The organism is Demequina sp. NBRC 110054 (assembly GCF_002090115.1).
In the GTDB taxonomy this organism is placed as follows: domain Bacteria; phylum Actinomycetota; class Actinomycetes; order Actinomycetales; family Demequinaceae; genus Demequina.
The window spans coordinates 600953-620861 of record NZ_BBRK01000004.1 but is presented as its reverse complement, the minus strand read 5'-3'; the positions used below and the strand labels follow the sequence as shown (position 1 = coordinate 620861).

21 protein-coding genes and 1 tRNA gene are annotated in these 19909 nt (G+C 70.1%); 10 read left to right on the top strand and 12 right to left on the bottom strand.

Annotated elements, in window-relative coordinates:
• Nucleotides 1-135 precede the first annotated feature (135 nt).
• From dtd to B7K23_RS02815, 7 genes are all read right to left on the bottom strand, one after another.
• Entirely contained in the window at nt 136-561 is a 426-nt protein-coding gene (gene dtd / locus B7K23_RS02845; protein WP_084124898.1) for a D-aminoacyl-tRNA deacylase, read from the bottom strand.
• Nucleotides 562-595: 34 nt separating this feature from the next.
• Complete coding sequence (locus tag B7K23_RS02840; RefSeq protein ID WP_084124897.1) at nt 596-931, bottom strand: DUF2516 family protein; 336 nt, start codon at nt 929-931, stop codon at nt 596-598.
• A gap of 57 nt (nt 932-988) precedes the next feature.
• The gene (locus B7K23_RS02835; protein WP_084124896.1) at nt 989-2146 is read right to left on the bottom strand and encodes a folate-binding protein YgfZ; all 1158 of its coding nucleotides are present in this window, start codon (nt 2144-2146) and stop codon (nt 989-991) included.
• 19 nt (nt 2147-2165) lie between these two features.
• A complete protein-coding gene (locus B7K23_RS02830; RefSeq protein ID WP_084124895.1) occupies nt 2166-2759 on the bottom strand; it encodes an FABP family protein in 594 nt (197 codons plus the stop codon).
• Nucleotides 2760-2942: 183 nt separating this feature from the next.
• Nucleotides 2943-3380 carry a DUF4395 domain-containing protein gene (locus tag B7K23_RS02825; RefSeq protein ID WP_084124894.1) on the bottom strand — a complete coding sequence of 146 codons (438 nt, stop codon included), beginning with the start codon at nt 3378-3380 and terminating at the stop codon, nt 2943-2945.
• A 149-nt stretch (nt 3381-3529) separates the two neighbouring features.
• Nucleotides 3530-3964, bottom strand: a complete 435-nt coding sequence (locus B7K23_RS02820) for a thioredoxin family protein (protein WP_234996395.1) — start codon at nt 3962-3964, stop codon at nt 3530-3532.
• Nucleotides 3965-3976: 12 nt separating this feature from the next.
• Nucleotides 3977-4711: a hypothetical protein gene (locus tag B7K23_RS02815; protein ID WP_084124893.1), complete on the bottom strand. Its 735-nt coding sequence runs from the start codon at nt 4709-4711 to the stop codon at nt 3977-3979.
• A 56-nt stretch (nt 4712-4767) separates the two neighbouring features.
• Here B7K23_RS02815 and B7K23_RS02810 point away from each other — a divergent pair, with 56 nt between their 5' ends.
• Entirely contained in the window at nt 4768-5478 is a 711-nt protein-coding gene (locus B7K23_RS02810) for a response regulator transcription factor (protein WP_084124892.1), read from the top strand.
• Between the two features lie 106 nt (nt 5479-5584).
• Complete coding sequence (gene nhaA, locus B7K23_RS02805) at nt 5585-6916, top strand: Na+/H+ antiporter NhaA (RefSeq protein WP_084124891.1); 1332 nt, start codon at nt 5585-5587, stop codon at nt 6914-6916.
• 63 nt (nt 6917-6979) lie between these two features.
• Here the strand turns inward: nhaA and nth are convergent, their stop codons facing one another.
• Complete coding sequence (gene nth, locus B7K23_RS02800) at nt 6980-7687, bottom strand: endonuclease III (RefSeq protein ID WP_084124890.1); 708 nt, start codon at nt 7685-7687, stop codon at nt 6980-6982.
• Between the two features lie 122 nt (nt 7688-7809).
• Between nth and B7K23_RS02795 the strand changes: the two genes are divergently transcribed.
• Nucleotides 7810-8217 carry a hypothetical protein gene (locus tag B7K23_RS02795; protein WP_084124889.1) on the top strand — a complete coding sequence of 136 codons (408 nt, stop codon included), beginning with the start codon at nt 7810-7812 and terminating at the stop codon, nt 8215-8217.
• Complete coding sequence (locus tag B7K23_RS02790; protein WP_084124888.1) at nt 8210-8923, top strand: Crp/Fnr family transcriptional regulator; 714 nt, start codon at nt 8210-8212, stop codon at nt 8921-8923. Before B7K23_RS02795 ends, B7K23_RS02790 begins: the two co-directional genes overlap by 8 nt.
• 30 nt (nt 8924-8953) lie before the next feature.
• Here the strand turns inward: B7K23_RS02790 and B7K23_RS02785 are convergent, their stop codons facing one another.
• A complete protein-coding gene (locus B7K23_RS02785) occupies nt 8954-9424 on the bottom strand; it encodes a RidA family protein (RefSeq protein ID WP_084124887.1) in 471 nt (156 codons plus the stop codon).
• Complete coding sequence (locus B7K23_RS02780; RefSeq protein ID WP_084124886.1) at nt 9421-9579, bottom strand: DUF4177 domain-containing protein; 159 nt, start codon at nt 9577-9579, stop codon at nt 9421-9423. Before B7K23_RS02780 ends, B7K23_RS02785 begins: the two co-directional genes overlap by 4 nt.
• 113 nt (nt 9580-9692) lie before the next feature.
• Here B7K23_RS02780 and B7K23_RS02775 point away from each other — a divergent pair, with 113 nt between their 5' ends.
• The 3 genes from B7K23_RS02775 (at nt 9693) to B7K23_RS02765 (ending at nt 13367) form a co-directional block, all read left to right on the top strand.
• On the top strand, nt 9693-12251 hold the full coding sequence (locus B7K23_RS02775; RefSeq protein ID WP_159451283.1) for a transglycosylase domain-containing protein: 2559 nt from the start codon (nt 9693-9695) through the stop codon (nt 12249-12251).
• Complete coding sequence (locus B7K23_RS02770; RefSeq protein WP_084124884.1) at nt 12248-13183, top strand: metallophosphoesterase; 936 nt, start codon at nt 12248-12250, stop codon at nt 13181-13183. Before B7K23_RS02775 ends, B7K23_RS02770 begins: the two co-directional genes overlap by 4 nt.
• 110 nt (nt 13184-13293) lie before the next feature.
• Nucleotides 13294-13367, top strand: a tRNA-Pro gene (locus B7K23_RS02765).
• 180 nt (nt 13368-13547) lie between these two features.
• Here B7K23_RS02765 and B7K23_RS02760 read toward each other — a convergent pair.
• Nucleotides 13548-14591: an aspartate-semialdehyde dehydrogenase gene (locus B7K23_RS02760; RefSeq protein ID WP_084124883.1), complete on the bottom strand. Its 1044-nt coding sequence runs from the start codon at nt 14589-14591 to the stop codon at nt 13548-13550.
• On the bottom strand, nt 14588-15859 hold the full coding sequence (locus B7K23_RS02755; RefSeq protein ID WP_084124882.1) for an aspartate kinase: 1272 nt from the start codon (nt 15857-15859) through the stop codon (nt 14588-14590). Before B7K23_RS02755 ends, B7K23_RS02760 begins: the two co-directional genes overlap by 4 nt.
• Nucleotides 15860-15997: 138 nt before the next feature.
• Between B7K23_RS02755 and B7K23_RS02750 the strand changes: the two genes are divergently transcribed.
• Genes B7K23_RS02750 through B7K23_RS02740 form a run of 3 tightly spaced genes read left to right on the top strand, consistent with a single transcriptional unit; the run spans nt 15998 to nt 19768 of the window.
• Nucleotides 15998-17536 carry a carboxylesterase/lipase family protein gene (locus B7K23_RS02750; protein WP_084124881.1) on the top strand — a complete coding sequence of 513 codons (1539 nt, stop codon included), beginning with the start codon at nt 15998-16000 and terminating at the stop codon, nt 17534-17536.
• Nucleotides 17537-17585: 49 nt separating this feature from the next.
• A complete protein-coding gene (locus B7K23_RS02745) occupies nt 17586-18533 on the top strand; it encodes an ABC transporter ATP-binding protein (protein ID WP_084124880.1) in 948 nt (315 codons plus the stop codon).
• Nucleotides 18530-19768 (top strand): ABC transporter permease, encoded by a 1239-nt coding sequence (locus B7K23_RS02740; RefSeq protein ID WP_084124879.1) that lies wholly within the window; start codon nt 18530-18532, stop codon nt 19766-19768. Before B7K23_RS02745 ends, B7K23_RS02740 begins: the two co-directional genes overlap by 4 nt.
• The last annotated feature ends 141 nt before the right edge of the window (nt 19769-19909 follow it).

Here is a 19909-nt window from a genome sequence, read left to right as displayed (position 1 = left end):
CAGAACGTGTGACGGGGGTCTCAGACGGGGACGATGCGACACGTCCCGGCAACACGGGGACGATGCGGCGCTGAGCCGGGGACGGAGCCCCGCCGAGGGGCTCGAGGGAGCGGGAGGTCGCCGGGACCGGAGGGCTCAGGCCTCGAGGACGATGGTGATCGGCCCGTCGTTGACGAGCTCGACCTTCATATCCGCGCCGAAGACGCCGGTGCCCACGGACAGCCCGCGGCCGCGCAGGGACTCGACCACCGCGTCGACGAGCGGCTCGGCGACGGGACCGGGCGCCGCCTGGTTCCACGTGGGGCGGCGGCCCTTGCGGGTGTCGGCGTACAGGGTGAACTGCGACACGACGATGACGGGCGCGCCCTCGTCGAGCACCGAGCGCTCGTCGTCCAGGATGCGCAGGTCGGCGATCTTGCGCGCGATCAGCTCCACCTGCTCCGCGCCGTCGTCGTGGGTGACGCCGACGAGCGCGACCACGCCCTGGCGGTCGAACGATGCGGTGACCTCGCCCTCGACCGTGACCGAGGCGCGCGAGGCGCGCTGGAGCACGGCCTTCATCGCGACAGGCCGGACGCTGCGGGAGCGGACAGGCTCACCAGGTCCCGCCCTTGGGCCCACGCGAGCCCGGGCGGTGGTGCGGTGCGACCTTCACGCGGACCTCGACGAAGTAGACGAGCACGGCGACGATCGAGAGCAGGCCGAAGAAGCCGATGATCCCGCTGCCGACCCCGATGGGCGCAGGCACCGAGATGAAGGCGATGAGCGTCGCGATGCCGAGGATCACGAGCCAGATCGTCTTGGTCTGCTTGCCCGCGGCGACGTAGGCCTCGTTGGAGTACTTGGCCGCGTCGATCAGCGCCCACACCGAGCCGACGAGTGCGGCGATCGAGATCAGGAAGATCACGGCGGACTGCAGGAACGCGAACAAGGCTGACTCCTCAGGGGACGTGCGGACAGACGCGCACCAGGGTAGCGCGCGAGTGACTCACTCCGGAATGTCGCCGCCGTCGGCGGCGCAGCCCTTGCCCATCAGCAGGCCCTTCATCGTGGGCCCCACCTTGGGCGGGCGGTCGGCGCTGAAGCCGTCCGCGTTCACGATGAGCTCCTGTGCCGCAGCGAGCGGCCCGCCGTCCGACGGCACGATCAGCGTGGCGGACGGGTCGGTCGAGCGCTTGAGCACGGCCAGTGCGATCGGGCCGAGCTCATGGTGGCGAGCGACGGACGTCACGTGTCCGGCGATCCTCGCCTCGTCCCCCTCGCCGAGCATGACCTGCGCCCCGGGTTCGGGAAGCGCGTGCGCCGAGCCGTCGAGGTGGAGCAGCGTGAGCCGACGCGGCGGGCGTCCGACGTTGTGGACCTTCGCCACGGTCTCCTGGCCCCGGTAGCAGCCCTTGTGCAGGTGCACGGCGGTGCGCAGCCAGTCGAGCTCGTGCGGAAGCGTGGTGTCGTCCACCTCGGCGGCCGCGCGCGGTCGGTAGGCCTCGATGCGGAGAGCCTCCGAGGCCCACGTGCCGGCGAGCGACCAGCCAGAGGAGAGCCGTGCGTCGATCTCGGCGTCCAGCGAGGCCCGGGGGACGAGCACGAGGCGCCACGGGCGCATCGTCCCGGGGTGCGTGTCCTGGGACGCCGCGTACGTGGTGCCGCCCTCGGCGACGTGCGGCCAGGGGTCCACCCAGGTGACCGGCTCGCCGGGCGCGGCGGGTGCGCGGACGGCCTCGCCAAGCGCGGCCCATTCGGGCGTCGCGTCCATCACCTCGACGCGCAGCATGAAGCGCATCCGGTCCAGGAAGGTCGCGAGACCGGACGGCGTCTCGGTGATCAGCCACGTCGTCTCGCCGTCGTCGACCGCGCCCGCGACGTGCTCGATCCGGCCCTGCGGGCTGAGGATCATGAGCTCGGTGGAGACTCCGGGCGCGAGGGCCGCGACCTCCTGCGTCGACAGCGAGTTCAGCCACGACAGCCGGTCCGGTCCGGTCACGGTGATGATGCCGAGGTGCGACTGGTCGACGACCGCGCGGCCCTGCGCGAGAGCGCGCTGCTCCGCGGTCGGGTCGCCGTAGTGCCAGGCGACCCCGGCGTCGAGCCCGGTCGCCTCGACGGCGCCGGGGCGGCTCAGCAGGGGGCTGGTGGTCGTGGTGCTCATGCGGAGGGAACGTCCGAGGCTAGGCGGGGGATTCCCCGGCAGGCGCATCGTCCTCATCGCCGGTGGCCTCGGGGTCGACCGCAGCGTCGACGCGCGACATCCGCGCGGCCGCGTAGGACTGGAGCTCCTGCCCGAAGGCCGCGAGGTCCCACGCCCACATGAGCTCGCCCTTGACGTTGCCGTACATGCGGGTCGCACCGCGCACCTCGGGGCCGCTCTCGGTCGAGGCGATGAAGCGCGTCGCGAGATCGACACGGCCGTTGCCGACCGCGCCCATGTACGCCGAGATGACGCCGGACGCCTCGGTCATGATGACCTCGAGCGGGTGCTGGAAGTCCTGAAGCTCGACGCCCTCGGGGGCCGAAGGGGCGACGCGCCAGAACCCGGACTCGACCTGCCAGACGTGGCCCTCCTCGCCGTCGGGCCCCATGAGAGTGATCGTCGAGGAGTACGTGAGGTACGGGCCGCCGTCGTGGTCGAAGGACGTGCGCTGACGGAAGGCCGTCGGCTCGATCCCGGGGTAGGACAGCTCTCCCGAGCCCTCCCACTCGCCCACGAGCCACGCGAGCGGATAGACCTCGGGTGCCAGGCCGTCGGGAAGAGTGAAGGTCACCGCGCTCCGTCCTTCAGCAGGCGGTACGCGACGATGCCGACGACCCAAGCGGTGGCCGCGAAGCCGAGCACCGCGAGGACGGTGAAGAGGAGCCCCAGTGCTGTCATGCGCTCATCCTAGGACGAAAGGCCCTGCCGAGTCAGGCTCGCGCGACCGGGCGTCATGCATCCGCGCCCGCTCGCCTCAGGCGCGTCGCGTCGCACGGGTCGCGAGGAGGTAGACCTCGCATCCCAGGCAGAAGTCGAAGACGGCATTGAGGAACGACGCGATCACGACGAAGCCGATCGCGATGTAGAAGCCGAGCACGACGCCCAGGCCGAGGAACGCGATCGCGAGCACGGCGAAGGCGAGGCCGACCTGCTGCGCGAAGCGCGGCGCGCGGAACGACTCGGTCTCGGCGGGCGGGTCGAGCCGGGGGCGCACCCACTTCGCGAAGATCGCGGACTGCACCGTGGCCTGCGGGCCGACGATCGCGCCGGGGAGGAAGAGCGCAGCGAGCGCGAACGCGAGCACGAGCCCGACGTTGTTCGCGCCGATGATGAGGGCCGCGACCGCGATCACGAGCGTCACGGCGGCGCCGAAGCGCGGGCCGCGCGGATCGATGCGGATGTCCTTGGCCATGGGTTCTCCTCCGGGGTGGGGCGGCCGTGCGGGGGAAGCACGTGCCGGGGATTGTACGGGGACGATGCGGTCCGGCGTCATGCCCGGGCAGGTATCGGGACGACGCGGGTGGTCGAGTGGGGGGAGCGGCGCCGGCGGGGGTGAGGTCCTCAGATGGCGTACTCGGAGTCGCCGGGCGGCGTCGCCTCGATGGCCTCGCGGGCCTGTGCCTCGGTCGGCGCTCCCGAGATGCGGGCGACCACGACGCCGTTGGTGTCGAGGACCAGGGTGGTCGGCGTGCGCATGATGTCGAGCTCGCGCGCGAGCTCGAGCCGCTCCGAGGCATCGATCTCGACGTGGCTCACGCCCTCGTACTCCGCGGCGACCCGGGTGAGCAGGGTGCGGGTGGGGGGGCACTTCGCGCACACGGGGGTCGAGAACTGCACGAAGGTCGCGCGGTAGCCGCGAGGAGCGCCCAGTACGGCGGGGGTGAGCGCGCCGGGGATGTCGACGCGCGTGACGCGGCCCTGGCGGCGCGACCACCACCAGTAGGCGAGCGACGCGATCGCGAGAAGGGCGAGCACGACCAGCACTCGAACGAGCAAGGGGGACCTCCGTCAGCCGATGAGCAGGCGGCCCGCGAGATAGACGAGCGTGCCGGCGATGAGAACGGGTGCGATCGCCGAGGATATTCCCGCCCACCGGCTGCGCGGTCGCGGCTCGCGTCGGTTCAGCTCTCCCATGAGGACGACAGCGGCACCGGTGAGCAGGCCCACCAGGATGCCGCCGTACCAGCTGAGGGTCTCGAAGAGCAGTCCCATCGCGGCGCCAGCGCCGGCGCCCAGGGTGAACGTGAGCGCGGCGTTGATGCCGGGGTTGCGCGTCGCGGCGGAGAACACGGCCGCCATCGCGAGGGTCACGGCGCCCGCGACCACGAGGTCCTCCGAGCCGGGCGTGCGCACGGCGGCGACCCACGCGGCGCCCGCGGTCGAGATCGCGCCGCCCGCCGCCGTGCCGGAGACCGCGCTCAGCACGTGGCCGCGGGGAGAGGGGAACAGCACCTGGGCCACGAGCGCGGCCACGGTCACGGCCGCGAGCGCGACGGCGATGAAGCGCAGATACGGCTCGCTGCGGCCGAGCGCGACGGCGATCAGCGCGAGGGCCCCGCCTCCGCCCACGATGGCCGCGGTGGTCCAGCGGTGACCGACGTGGACGAGTCCCGACCAGCCGATCCCCATGGCGACGGCGAGCACGAGGACCGCGACGGCGAGGTAGCGCGGGCCGAGGTATCCCGAGCCAGCGACCAGTGCCGCGGCGACGGCAGTGATCGACGCGCGGGAGGTCGGAGCCATGGTGGTTAGTCTGGCACGCCTCTCGCCGCTACAGTTAAGCCAATCGGGAGGTGGCGATGGCAGACCTGCTTGTGCTCACCCCGTCCGGAGACGGGGCAGGCGCAGTCCTGCCTGCCCTTTCGTTGCTGAGCCATCGGACCCGCGTCGTGGAGCCCGAGCCGGCCGCGATGCTCGACGCGATGGACGCGGACGTCCTCGTGGTCGATGCTCGCAACGACCTCGCTCAGGCGCGCAACAACTGCAAGCTCGTGCAGGTCACTGGCGTGACTGTGCCGCTGCTGCTTGTGCTCAGGGACGGCGGGATGTCGATCGTGACGAGCGAGTGGGGAGCCGACGACGTCGTGCTCGCCGACGCCTCACCTGCCGAGGTCGAGGCTCGCATCCGGCTCATGATGGGTCGCGCGAGCTCCGAGGATCCTCTGGAGAAGGCCGCGGAGTTCTCCTCGGGAGACCTGACGGTCGACGTGGGCGGCTACACGGCCCGGCTCAAGGGCGTGCCGCTCGACCTCACGTACAAGGAGTTCGAGCTCCTCAAGTACCTCATGCAGCACCCCGGCCGCGTCTACACGCGTGACCAGCTGCTCCAGGAGGTGTGGGGCTTCGACTACTACGGAGGCACGCGGACCGTCGATGTCCATGTGCGTCGCCTTCGCGCGAAGCTCGGATCGGAGCACGAGCAGCTCATCGGGACCGTGCGCAACGTCGGCTACCGCTTCGACCCTCCCGCCCCCAAGCCGGCCGCCGATCAGGAGACCGCGAAGGCCTAGCGTGGCCGTGCTCGCGAGAGCACAGTCATCCTCGAGCACGACGGCAGGCGGTCGCGCGGCTGAGTAGTCTGGATGCGGATCCGCGTCCCCCGAACCAGGAGCCTGCATGTCGAACCAGCCCACGCGTCTCTTCTCGCGCCTCACCCCGTCGACCGAGCGCACCCTCGCCGACGTCCTGAGGACCGAGCGCGCGGGAGGCATTCTGCTGCTGATCGGCACGGTCGCGGCGCTGATCTGGGCGAACTCCGCATGGTCGGACTCGTACGAGGCCATGAAGTCGTTCACGATCGGACCCGAGGCACTGCACCTCGACCTGGACCTCGCCCACTGGGCGAAGGACGGTCTGCTCGCGATCTTCTTCTTCGTGGTCGGCCTCGAGCTCAAGCGTGAGATCGTCGTGGGCGAGCTCCGCAAGCCGTCCACCGCGATCGTCCCGATCGTCGCCGCGGTCGGCGGCATGGCGATGCCCGCGATCCTGTACACGCTGGTGAACCTTCAGGACGGCGGCTCGACCGCCGGATGGGCCATCCCGACCGCCACTGACATCGCGTTCGCGGTCGCCGTGCTGTCCGTGGTCGGCAAGTGGCTGCCGAACGCGCTGCGCGCGTTCCTGCTCACGCTCGCGGTCGTCGACGACCTGCTTGCGATCATCATCATCGCCGTGTTCTTCACCGACGACATCAACTTCGTCATGCTCGCCGCCTCGGTGGCCTGCATCCTGGTCTTCGGCTTCCTCGCCTCCAAGCGCATCACGTACTGGTGGCTCCTGTTCCCGATCGCCTTCGCCTCGTGGGCGTTCATGCACGCGTCCGGTGTGCACGCGACGATCGCAGGCGTCGCCCTGGGCCTCATGGTCCCCGCGATCAAGGCCAAGGGCGAGAAGCACGCGCTCGCGGAGCACTGGGAGCACAAGTGGCGCCCGATCTCCGCCGGCTTCGCGGTTCCGGTCTTCGCGCTCTTCGCGGCCGGCGTCACGATCTCGTCCGAGGCCGTGAGCGCCGCGATCGCCGATCCGGTCGCGCAGGGCGTGGTCGTCGGTCTCGTGATCGGCAAGCCGCTCGGCATCGTGCTCGCCACATGGCTCGTGGCGACCTTCACCAAGGCACAGCTCGATCGAGGAATCAGCTGGCCCGACGTCCTGGGCATGGCCTTCCTCGCGGGTATCGGCTTCACCGTCTCGCTGCTCATCGGCGACCTTGCCTTCAACGGCGAGCGCGTGGAAGAGGTGAAGATGTCGGTCCTCGCGGCCTCGCTGCTCGCCGCTTTCATCGGCGCCCTCATGCTGTTCTGGCGCGACCGCAGCTACCGGAAGATGTACGAGTCGCGGTCGATCCCTGTCGTGGGGCACGACCGCATGGGCGACGCCCACGCACTTGCCCGCGAGATCGGTGGCGAGGCCGCGCCCGCCCCCGAGGACTCCGAGCGCGAGTCCCACTGACCCCTCGTCCCGCCAGGACGAGCCCGAAGCGGTGCCGACCGGGCGAGCCGACGCATCGTCCCGTCAGGACGTGGGCTGACGCACCTTGGCGCCCGGCGCCGATGGGCACAGCGCCGCGATCTCGCACGAGCCGCAGTCGGGCTTGCGCGCCATGCAGCGTCGGCGCCCGTGGAAGATCACGCGATGCGACCACAGCGTCCACTCGCGACGCTCGATGAGCGCCATGAGGTCCCTCTCCACGACCACGGGATCCTCGTTCACAGTGAGGCCGAGGCGCCGCGCGAGCCGGCCCATGTGGGTGTCGACGGTGATGCCGGGGACGTCGAACGCATTCCCAAGCACGACGTTGGCGGTCTTGCGGCCGACTCCCCGCAGCGTGACGAGATCCTTGAGCCGACCTGGCACCTCGCCGTCGTACCTCTCGACGATGTCGCGGCTGAGCCCGAGCAGCGACTCGGCCTTCGCGCGGTAGAAGCCGGTCGGCTTGATGAGCGCCTCGAGCGTGTCGCGATCCGCCTGAGCCATCGCGTGCGCGTCGGGGTAGGTCGCGAACAGGCCGGGAGTGACCTGGTTGACCCGGACGTCCGTGCACTGTGCGGACAGCACGGTCGCCGTCAGCAGCTGGAACGGCGTGCGGTAGTCGAGCTCGCAGTGCGCGTCGGGGTAGACCTCGGCGAGCTCGCGGTTGACGGCTCGGGCGCGACGCACGAGCGCCACGGGAGGCGTGGTGTCCGTGGACGACGCGACGGTGAGCGGGGTGCGGCTCGGCATGGCGTCAACCCTAGGCGACGCTCGGCGCCTGACGACCCTTAAGGCGGACGCCTTCCGATCCGATAGAGGTGGGGACAGTGGTCCGGCAGGGATGGAGTCCCTCGCGAGCCCCAGGGAGTTGCATGAGCACCATGGCTACCGCGGAACGGATCGCGGAGCTGCGGCAGCGGCGTCGCGATATCCGCCGTGAGATCGCTCGTGTGCGGTGGTGGAGGCGACTGGTCGCCGCCCGCCGCGAGCTGACCGTGGCCGCGCTCGCGAGGCCGGGAGGCGCCGAGGCGCTCGTGCTCGACGACATCTGGGAGGCCCTCGCGGCCGACGCTCCGAGCGCGAGAGAACTGGTCTCTGCGGTGTGGCCCGAGGCAGGAGCCGTCGCGCCCGGTAGCATCGAGGAGTTGGATGCTCTTGATGTGCGGCTCGAGGCCTACGAGGCCCGGGTCGCGGAGAACCTGGAGACGGTGACGGCATTGATGGTCAAGGCGATGGGTGAGGCACACCGGCGCGATGTCGCGGAGCGGCGCTATGCCTGAGGCACCCCAGGGCTCGGCGAACACTGCTCGCGAGGAGCAGCTGCTGCGGTCGTCCCCGCTGTTCGGAGGCATGGACGCCGCGAATGCGCGCTCGCTGATCGCGGAGATGATCCGGCGCGAGTTCTCCAAGGGCGAGACGATCTTCAACGAGGGCGACGAGGGCGACGTGATGTACGTCGTCGTCAAGGGCAAGGTGAAGCTCGCGCGCACCGCGCGCGACGGCCGCGAGAACCTGCTCGGGCTCATGGGCGTCGGCGACATGGTCGGCGAGCTCTCGGTCTTCGACCCAGGCCCACGCCTCTCGCGTGCGCATGTGGTCGAGGAGTCCGTCCTCTACGAGCTTCCCAAGGCGACGCTTGACGCGTGGCTCGATGAGCACCTCGACATGTCGCGTCACCTGCTGCGCGCGCTCGCACAGCGCATCCGTCGCACCACCAACACGATGGCTGACCTGGTGTTCTCGGACGTCCCGGGTCGCGTCGCGAAGGCGATCCTCGACCTCGGGCACCGCTTCGGGCGGATGGAGCGCGGCCACGTGACCGTGCGTCACGGGCTGACGCAGGAGGAGCTGGCTCAGCTCGTCGGCGCCTCTCGCGAGACCGTCAACAAGGCGCTCGCGGACTTCGCGTCACGCGGCTGGATCGATGTGCACATCGGCTCCGTCGAGGTGTACGAGCCGGACCGCCTGCGTGCCCGCTCGCGCTGACGCGCGACTCCCGGGCGAACGCGGCTGCGCCTAGTGGCGGACCGCGACCACGATCTCGACCTCGACGGGCGCGCCGAGCGGCAGCGCCGCGACGCCGACGGCCGACCTGGCGTGGCGACCTGCCTCGCCGAACACGTCGACCATGAGGGCCGACGCGGCGTTGAGGACGGCCGGCTGCTGCGTGAAGTCCGGGGCGGAGGAGACGAAGCCCGTCACCTTGACGACGGACTCGATCGAGTCGAGGCCGCCCGCGGCCTGTGCCGCCGCCGCGAGCGCGTTGAGCGCCGCCGCGCGGGCGCACTCCGCAGCCTTCTCGGGCGTGACGTCGTCCGCTCGCTGACCCACGTGACCCGTGGCGAGCAGGGCCCCGTCGACGAAGGGCAGCTGCCCCGATGTGTGCACCAGGCTGCCCTGGCGGAGCGCGGGCACATAGGTGCCGACGGGGATCGCGACCTCAGGAAGCGTCAACCCGAGCGCGGCGAGTCGCTGCGTGGCGCTCATGCGACGCCCTTGGGGCGCTTCATGTAGGCGACGAGCCCGCCGGTGGGGCCGGTCACCACCTGGACGAGCTCCCAGCCGTCCTCGCCCCACTGGTCGAGGATCTGCTTGGTCGCGTGGTCGATGAGCGGAACGGTCGAGTACTCCCACTGAGTCATGAGGTCGAGCCTATCCCCAAGGGAACCTCAGGTGCGTCTGGGGCGTTGGCTGGGCAACGTAAGGTTGGGGCATGGGTGTCTTCGTCTCTGAACGCGCGCGCCGGGATGGTCGCGTGACGTTCCCACAGCTCATCGGCGGGCTCATCGCGTTCGTCGTGCTGTCCGTCGTGGCCGGAATCCTGGTCGCGGGTCTCGCGCTGCCAGTGGTGACCGTGGCAGGCAACACGGCGCAGGGTGCCTCCGACCTGTTCGAGGAGCTGCCAGACGAGCTCGACTCGGTGACGCTGCCACAGCAGTCGAACATCTACGCTCGCAACGGCAAGACGCTGATCGCGACCTTCTACTCGCAGAACCGCGTCGTCGTCGCGCTCGAGGACATCTCCCCGTGGCTGCAGAAGGCCGTGGTCGCCGTCGAGGACACCAGGTTCTGGCAGCACAACGGCGTCGACGGCGAGAGCATCCTGCGCGCGGTGCGCACGAACCTCACCTCCGACGACACCGAGGGCGGATCCACGCTCACGCAGCAGGTTGTCAAGAACACGCTTCTGCAGAAGGCCATCGACTCCGGTGACGACGAGGCCATCGAGGCCGCGACCGAGACCTCGGTCGACCGCAAGATCAAGGAGTGGCGCCTCGCGCTCGCGCTCGAGGAGAAGCTCAACAACGCGCTGGGAACCGAGTGCACCGACGCACCCGAGGTCGACTGCGGCAAGGAGAAGGTGCTCGAGCAGTACCTCAACATCGCGCAGTTCGGCACCAACACGTACGGCGTCGAGGCCGCCGCGCAGTACTACTTCTCGAAGTCCGCGGCCGAGGTCAACGCCCTCGAGGCCGCCACGATCGTCGGCGTGACCCAGAACCCCTCGCGGTACGACCCCGTCCGCAACCCCGAGGCATCCATCGAGCGACGCAACATCGTCCTCAAGCGCATGAGGGACCAGGACGTCATCACCGAGGCGCAGTACGAGGAGTACGTCGCCACGGAGCTCGAGGACTACATGGACATCTCCTATCCCAAGTTCTCGTGCTCTGCCTCCGCGGTTGCGCCGTTCTTCTGCGACTACGTCACGAAGATCATCAAGCAGGACGAGGCGTTCAAGGGCGAGGGCACCGAGCTGCTGTACTCGGGCGGCCTCGACATCGTCACGACGCTCAACGTGAGGTACCAGAAGATCGCCAACGAGGAGCTCACGAACTCCTTGCCCATCGACGACCCCTCGGGGTGGGCGATGGCTCTGGTGTCGCTAGACACCCAGAGCGGTCAGATCCTCGCGATGAGTCAGACCCGAGAGTTCGATCCCACCTCCGAAGCGCCGAACTCGACATCCGTGAACTACTCGACGGACCGCGACTACGGCGGGTCCCGAGGGTTCTCGCCAGGATCGACGTTCAAACCGATCATCCTCGCGACATGGCTTGAATCCGGCAGATCGCTCAACCAGACGGTCAGCGGATCCATCAAGGAGTACGACGTCTCCGAATGGCCGGCCAGCTGCACCGACCTCACGGGTGGCGGCACGTGGAAGCCATCGAACGTCGGTGGCACGGGCGCGAACAGCATGACGGTGCTGCAGGCGACCGCGAACTCGGTCAACACGGCGTACGTCGCGATGTCGTCGCAGCTCGACCTGTGCGACGTCGTGGAGATGGCGGAGAGGCTCGGCTTCGAGCGGGCCGACGGCGCGGACATCGAGTACGTGCCGTCGATCACGCTCGGCACCCAGAACGCGTCGCCGCTCACGATGGCATCCGTGATGCAGACCTTCGCGAACGACGGCGTCCACTGTGAGCCGTACGCGATCAAGAAGATCACCGATTCCGACGGCAACGTCCCGGTCCTGTCCGACGGAGAGAAGCTCAAGCTGCCAGGACAGGACTGTGAACGGGTGATCTCCAAGGAGATCGCTATCGGCGTCCAGTACGCGATGTCCAAGGTGATCGAGTATGGATCCGGTGTCAGGGCCCAGCTCGCGAACGGACGCGAGGCCGCGGGCAAGACCGGTACCTCGCAGCTCAACGCGCACCTCTGGTTCGTCGGCTACACGCCGCAGCTCACGACCGCGGTGTGGCTCGGCAACCCGAACCAGGACGAGAACGGCCAGAACATCACGCTCAACGGCACCCACTACTGGGGCTGGATCTACGGAGGAACGATCTCCGCGCCCACGTGGAAGGCGTACATGGATCGCGCGCTCGAGGGCGAGGAGAACATCGACTTCATCGAGACTCCAAGCAGCGAGGTCATGTACGGCACGCCGCAGAGCATCCCGAACGTGATCGGCATGAGCGAATACGCCGCGCGGTCCGCGCTGCTCGCGGCCGGGTTCAGGGTCTCGACCTCGACGGTCTACTCGACCGTCTATTCGTCGGGCGTCGTCACCTCGCAGTCGCCGTCGTCCTACTCGAAGGCGCTGCCCGGGGCGTACATCTCCATCTCGGTCGCGACCGACAGCCTGCCCGACTGGTGGTACAACTGGCCGAGCGGCTGGGACGCGAGCGTCGCGCCGGACGACTACTGGGGTTCCACCTGGCCGCCCTCCGAGTTCGCGAGCAACCCGCCCAACGGGTGGCCGGCCGCGGAAGAGGAAGAGACCGCTGACCCGTCGCCGAACGCCAACTCGAACAACAACGGGCGCGGCAACAACTCCGACCGGTCGTCCGGCGACGGATGAGCCGCGAGGCGGGGTCGCACGGCCTCGGCACGGCCGTCGGTCGCGGTGCGGCCGTGACGGTCGGCGTCGGAGCCGCCTGCCTCGCATGGGGGCTGCTCGAGGCGCACCGCTACGTGCTTCGGCACGTGACCGTTCCGGTGCTGCCCGCCGGCGCCGCGCCGCTCACCGTGCTGCAGATCTCCGACCTGCACCTCACACCCTCCCAGCGTGACCGGGTGGCGTGGGTGCGCGACCTCGCGAGCCTTGAGCCCGACATTGTCGTCGACACCGGTGACAACCTGGGCCACCCCGATGCGGTGCCGTCGCTCGTCGAAGCGCTCGCGCCGCTGCTCGCGCGGCCGGGCGCGTTCGTCTTCGGCTCCAACGACTACTTCGGGCCGCGTCGGCTGAACCCGTTCCAGTACTTCTCGGGGCCGTCGACGCTCCACCCCGATCGTGCGGAGCTTCCTCACGAGCTGCTGCGCGCGATCCTGCGGGAGTCGGGCTGGGTCGACCTCACGAACACCCGCGGCGGAATTGTCGTCGACGGTGTCGCGCTGAGCCTTGTCGGGACCGACGATGCGCACATCGGCAGGGACGCGATGCCCGAACCGTCCGAGGACCGCGGGGACGTTCGCATCGGCGTCACGCATGCGCCCTACACGCGCGTCCTGGACGGCCTGTGGGAGGACGGCTGCGACCTGATCCTCGCCGGGCACACTCACGGCGGTCAGGTCTGCGTCCCTGGTCTCGGCGCGCTCGTCACCAACTGCGACATCGACACGGGGCGCGTCAAGGGCCTCACCGGGTGGCCCGGCGATCGTCCTGACCGGGGCGGGGTCGACTCCACATGGCTTCACGTGTCGGCAGGGCTCGGGCACTCGCCCTACGCGCCGGTGCGCTTCGCGTGTCGTCCCGAGGCGACGCTGCTGACGCTCACTCCGCGGGCCTGAGCGTCACCCGGCCACTCGCCCCGGACGCGCCTTCCGGGGCGACGCTGTTCCGCGATCCGCCGATTTCTTGAATGGGCTACTCGTCCGGTATCCTGAGCAGGCTCAAATCACGGGGTGTGGCGCAGCTTGGTAGCGCGCCTCGTTCGGGACGAGGAGGTCGCAGGTTCAAATCCTGTCACCCCGACCGTGAGATGACCGAGGTCATCAGCAGCGAGAGCCCCTTCTTCGGAAGGGGCTCTCGTCGTCTCCGGAGGACAGCCGAGCGCGGGGCCTCGCAGGCGCACGACAGCGGGGGCAAAGGCAAGGGCCCCTCGCGGTGTGCAAGGGGCCCCGAGAGCCTTGGGGTGGCGCGTGCGCCGAGGCGTCAGGCCTTCGCGGTCAGCCTCTCCGCCACGAGCTCCGCGATCTGGACCGCGTTGAGCGCCGCGCCCTTGCGCAGGTTGTCGCCCGAGACGAACAGCGCGAGGCCCTTCTTGCCCTCGGCCGCACCGTCCTGACGGATGCGTCCCACGAGGGAGAGGTCGCCGCCCGCGGCCGCGAGCGGCGTGGGCACCTCCTCGACCTTCACGCCGGGGGCGCCGAGGAGCAGCGAGTAGGCCTCCTCAGGCGTGATGTCGCGCGAGAACTCGGCGTTGATCGACAGCGAGTGTCCCGTGAACACGGGCACGCGCACGCACGTGCCGCTCACGCGCAGGTCGGGCAGCGAGAGGATCTTTCGCGACTCGTTGCGCAGCTTCTGCTCCTCGTCGGTCTCGTTCGAGCCGTCGTCCACGACGGAACCCGCCATCGCGAGCACGTTGAATGCGATCGGCGCGACGTACTTGACGGGCTCAGGGAACTCGACGGCGGCGCCGTCGTGAGCGAGTCCCTTGGCGCCGTCGATGACGGCGGCAGCCTGGCCGTGAAGCTCCTCGACACCCGCGAGGCCCGAGCCGGACACGGCCTGGTAGCTCGAGACCACCAGGCGCTCAAGGCCGGCCGCCTCGTGCAGCGGCTTGAGGACCGGCATCGCGGCCATCGTGGTGCAGTTCGGGTTCGCGACGATTCCCTTGGGGATCTCATCGAGCGCGTCGGGGTTGACCTCGGACACGACGAGCGGCACCTCGGGGTCCTTGCGCCACGCCGACGAGTTGTCGATCACGATCGCGCCTGCGGCGGCGAACTTGGGCGCGTACTCCTTGGAGGCGCCGCCACCGGCCGAGAACAGCGCGATGTCGATGCCGGAGTAGTCGCCCGACGCGACGTCCTCGACGACGATCTCGCGGCCCAGGTGCTCGAGCGTCTTGCCCGCCGATCGCGACGACGCGAAGAAGCGCACGTCGGCGTCGGGGAAGCGCTCGGCCACGAGCTCACGCATGACGGCGCCCACCTGGCCGGTGGCGCCCACGACTGCGAGGGAGAGGGTCATCGTCCGGTACCTCCGTAGACGACGGCCTCGCCCTGGGACGAGTCGAGGCCGAAAGCGGTGTGGATCGCGCGCACGGCGTCGTTCACGAGCTCGGCGCGGGTGACGACGGAGATGCGGATGTCCGACGTCGAGATCATCTCGATGTTGATGCCGGAGTCGCGCAGCGCCGAGAAGAACTTGGCCGAGACGCCCGTCGCGGAGCGCATGCCCGCGCCGATGAGCGAGATCTTGCCGATCGAGTCGTCCACGACGAGCTCGCGGAACCCGATCGCCTCGTGGTCGGCCTCAAGAGCGGTGCGCGCGGCCTCGACCTGCGCCGTCGGCAGCGTGAACGAGATGTCCGTGACGCCCGTGTGGGTCGCGGACACGTTCTGGACGATCATGTCGATGTTGACCTCGGCCGTCGCGACCGCCTCGAACAGGCGGGCGGCGGAGCCGGGGACGTCCGGCACGCCGATGACGGTGATCTTGGCCTCGGAAGTGTCGTGGGCGACGCCCGCGATGATCGGCTGCTCCATGGCTTCCTCTCCTTCGGTGGGTCCTACGACCATCGTGCCCTGCAGTCCTGAGAAGGACGAGCGCACGTGGATGGGTACGTTGAATCGGCGCGCGTACTCGACGCAGCGCGGCATGAGCACCTTCGCGCCCGAGGCCGCCATGTCCAGCATCTCCTCGTACGTGATGGTGTCGAGCTTGTGCGCGGCAGGGACCACACGGGGGTCCGCCGAGAAGACACCGTCGACGTCCGTGTAGATCTCGCAGACGTCGGCATCGAGCGCAGCCGCGAGGGCCACCGCGGTCGTGTCGGAGCCGCCGCGGCCAAGCGTCTGCACGTCCTGCGTCTCCTGGTTGAGGCCCTGGAAGCCCGCGACGATCGCGACCTCGCCTCCCTCGAGCGTCTGGCGGAGCCTGCCGGGGGCGACGTCGATGATGCGGGCGCGGCCGTAGGCACCGGAGGTGATGACGCCCGCCTGGGGTCCCGTGAAGCTCTGCGCGCCGACGCCGAGGTCGCGCACGGCCATCGCGAGCAGTGCCATCGAGATGCGCTCGCCGGCCGTGAGAAGGATGTCCATCTCGCGGGGGTGCTCCTGGCCCGACACGTCGTTCGACAGGTCGATGAGCTCGTCCGTCGTGTCGCCCATGGCGGACACCGTCACGACGACGTCATTGCCTGCGTTGCGCGTCTCGACCACGCGGCGGGCGACGCGACGAATCGCGTCGGCGTCCGCGACGGACGAGCCTCCGTACTTCTGCACCACGAGGGGCACGGCGCACTCCTTCAACTGATCAAGGGGAAGCCGCGCACGCGTACGTCGCGGCACCCCATTCTAGACAGAGTGCCCGCACCCTTCGTGCGGGCCTTCCGACCCGCCCGCCCGCGCCTCGAGCACGCCTAGGGTGGAGGGGTGAACGCCGCCGCAGATCGTCCCGTCGTCCGCACCGAGTCCGGAGCCGTGCGCGGCTTCTGGGAGGACTGGGTGTCGCGCGACGGCGGCACGAGCCGCTCGGCGCGCTTCCTCGGCATCCCGTACGCCGAGCCGCCCGTGGGGGACCTGCGCTTCCTCGCACCGGCGCCTCGTGCGGCGTGGTCCGGCGTGCGCGACGCCGTCGCTCACGGTGCCACTCCCCAGCGGTGGTCGCCCTACGGCGACGACCCGTTCGTGCCGGAGCCCTCGATCCCCGGGGACGACCTGCTGTCGATCGACGTGGGCACGCCTGATCCGAGCGCGGACGTCGGGCTGCCGGTGCTCGTGTACATCCACGGCGGCGGCTTCGTCGGGGGATCGCATGCGAGTCCGTGGTACCAGGGCCACGCCTTCCACCGCGACGGGGTGGTCACTGTCGCTTTCAGCTATCGGCTCGGCTACGACGGCTTCGGTTGGATCGACGGCGCGCCCCACAACCGCGGCGTCCTGGACTGGATGGCCGCGCTCGCATGGGTGCAGCGCAACATCCGCGCGTTCGGCGGAGACCCCAGCAGGGTGACCATCGCGGGGCAGTCCGCCGGCGGCGCGGCCGTCATGCGGCTGCTGACCATGCCCGCGGCGCGTGGACTCTTCGCGGGAGCGCTCGCGCTGTCTCCCGCGGACACGATGATGACCGTGGACGATGCCCGCCGCATCGCGGAGCGAGGAGCGCGCGGGCTCGGCGTCACGCCGGACCTCGACGGGATGCGCGCGGTCCCCGAGCGCACGATCATCGCCGCGCAGGACTCGTTCGGGGCCGAGCAGGGCGAGCCCTTCGCGGGGATCTTCACGGGTCCCGATCTCTTCCTGTCGCCCGCGATCGACGGTGACCTCATCCCCGAGGGGGTCGCCGAGGCGCTCGCGTCGGGAGTGGGCGACGACGTCGCGCTGCTCGTGGGCGCGACCGCGCACGAGTTCAACCACGTCACGGGAGGGTCCGCGGAGGCGCTCGCAGACGTGTCCGCGGCGGAGCTGCTGACGAGGGCCGGCCTTCCCGAGGAGCTCCACGCGGCCCTGATCGCGCGCAGCCCTCGCGCGGGGATCACGGACATCGCCGGTCAGGCGATGACGGACGCGGTGTTCCGCCGTCATGTCGCGCGATGGGCGGACCTGCGCGCGCGAGGCGGAGCCGCGGAGCGCACGTGGGCGTACGACTTCCGGTGGTGCAGCCCCATGCCTGACCTGGGCCTCGCGGTGCACTGCCTGGATCTGCCGTTCGGATTCGACATCCTGAACGACGACGTCGCCGTGCGGCGGTGCGGCGAGGACGCTCCGCAGGAGCTCGCAGACGCGGTCCACGGAGATTGGCTCACGCTGATCGAGACCGGGCGCGTCGAGGCGTCGGCGCACGCGGCCGACCACGCGACGGTGTTCTACGGAGATCCCGATCGCGGCGAGTCCCGCGTCGAGGCGCCCGGCTATGCACAGGAGCGGGTGCTCGCCGAGGCGACCACGCCCGCGATACCCGCGGATGTCTAGCCGCTGAGCCCATCCTGGCTCTACGCTTGCGGTCACCAAGGGGGTGACCATGACGGTCCAGGCAGAGGCGCCGAGCGGGCACGCGCTGCACGCGCAGGGGGTCAGGCGTTCGTTCGGGTCGGTGCAGGCGGTGATCAACGCGTCGCTGACGCTCACACCGGGCACTGTGACGGCGCTCATCGGTCCCAACGGCTGTGGCAAGACGACGCTCATGCTGATGCTCGCGGGCCTGCTGCGCCCGGATGGCGGCACGGTCGAGGTCCTCGGCCATGATCCCGTGACCGCTGGCGCGGTAGCGCGCAGAGGGATCGGGTGGATGCCTGATGTGCTCGGCATGTGGGACTCGCTCACGTGCGCCGAGACTCTCGAGACCTTTGGCCGCGCCTATGGTCTCCCGAGGAACGAGGCGACCGAGCGGGCGTTCGCGATGCTCGAGAAGGTCCATCTCGCCGACCTCGCCGCGCAGCCGGCGCGCGTCCTCAGCCGAGGCCAGAAGCAGCGCCTCTCGCTCGCGCGCGCCCTCATGGGAGACCCCGCCGTCCTGATCCTCGACGAGCCCGCGTCGGGCCTCGACCCGCGCTCGCGGATCGAGCTGCGCGACCTGGTGCGCGCGCTCGCGTCCGAGGGCCGCGCGGTGCTGATCTCCTCGCATGTGCTCAGCGAGCTTGACGAGATGGTCGACGAGGCCGTCTTCATGTCCAGGGGAGTCACCCTCGGCGAGAGCGCGGACGCGGAGGTCGCGCGCGCCCGAGCTCGATGGCGGGTGACGGCGTTGCCGGGCCACGATGTGCATGCGGCGCTGTCCCAGGCGGCGCGCGACTGGTCGCCGGTCGAGGGCGCAGATGCCTCGGTCGCTGTCGTCCACGTGGCAGACGCGGACGATGCGGCAGACCTGCTGGCCTCGCTCGTCGGGCAGGGGATCAGGATCAGCGCGTTCGGCCCGGTGGGTTCGGCGCTTGAGCAGGCGTATCTCACGATCGAGCAGGAGCGGCGATGAGCGCGGGGGACAGCATGGGTGCGCAGGGTGCCGCGCGGGGCCCGCAGGACTCGCCCTTCGAGACGATGCCAGGGTCGGGCGGTCAGGCCACCGGGACGATGCCGCCGTCGCCTGGACCACGCCGCGGGCGGCCGTCGTTCGGCCGCCTGAGCTGGTCGGGGCTCACGCTCGTGATCGGTCTCGAGCTCCGCCAGCGGGTGCGCTCGACCAAGTGGAAGTGGGCGCTCGCGCTCATCGCCGCGCTGATCGCCGTCGTGACCGGCCTCATCGCGATCGCGGTGCCCGGCGACGAGTGGGGCACGGGCGACCTGGTGTTCGGCCTCGTCACGTACTTCGTGCTCTTCCTCGGGCTGGTCGTGTCGCCGACGCTCACCGCGACATCGATCAACGGAGACTCCAAGGAGGGCACGCTCGCGCCGCTCCAGGCAACGACGCTGTCGGCTTGGGACATCGTGCTGGGCAAGCTGCTCGCGTCGTGGTTCGCGTCCCTCGCGATCCTCGCGGTCGCGGTGCCGTTCCTGGGTTTCGCGATGCTGAGCTCCGACGCCCACCCGGCCGCGCTGCTCACCGTGATCGCCGTCCTCGCCGCCGAGCTCCTCGTCGTGTGCGCGATGGGGCTGGCCTGGTCCGCGCTCACCGCACGGACCGCATCGTCCGCGGTCCTCACCTACGTCACCGTCGCGGTGCTCGTCGTCGTGCTGCCGATCCTGTTCCCCCTGCTCATGCTCACGATGCCCGTCGAGCGCGAGGTCACGAGCACGTGGCGGGACTACTCGTACGCCGGGAGCGGCGTCGACGACTCGGAGTACCCGTACATGGACGAGTACGGGGAGCCCTATCGCTGCATCGAGGAGACCTACACCACGACGACCTACCGCACCGATCGGCTCTGGTGGCTGCTCGCGGTCAACCCGTACGTGATCGTCGCCGACTCGGCGCCGACCCCCGCGATCGACGAGGACTCGGACGACTACTACGAGTTCTACGGGATCCTCGACGCGATCAAGCAGGGCGTGCGCGAGCTGCGGCTTCCTCCGGCGACCACCGACGACTACTGCCAGCCCGGCCTGTCCGAGGAGGAGCTGTACCGGCGCGAGGCGCGCGAGGGGCTGTCGCCCACGTGGCCGTGGGGGCTCGGCTTCCACGCGCTCCTGGCGACGGGCTCGGTGCTCATCGCGGTGAGGCGCGTCGCCGTCCCGTACGGAACCCTGCCGAGGGGCACCAGGGTCGCCTGAAGCGGTCCGCGTGACGCTGCGCTGAGGCCTGGCGGCACGCGGTGCCGAACTCGGTGCATCCTCTGGGTTCGCTCTGCGCGTTCTCTCAGGGTGCGGGCGTTGAATCGGAGACATGGACACGGTCACCGAATACGGCGCCAG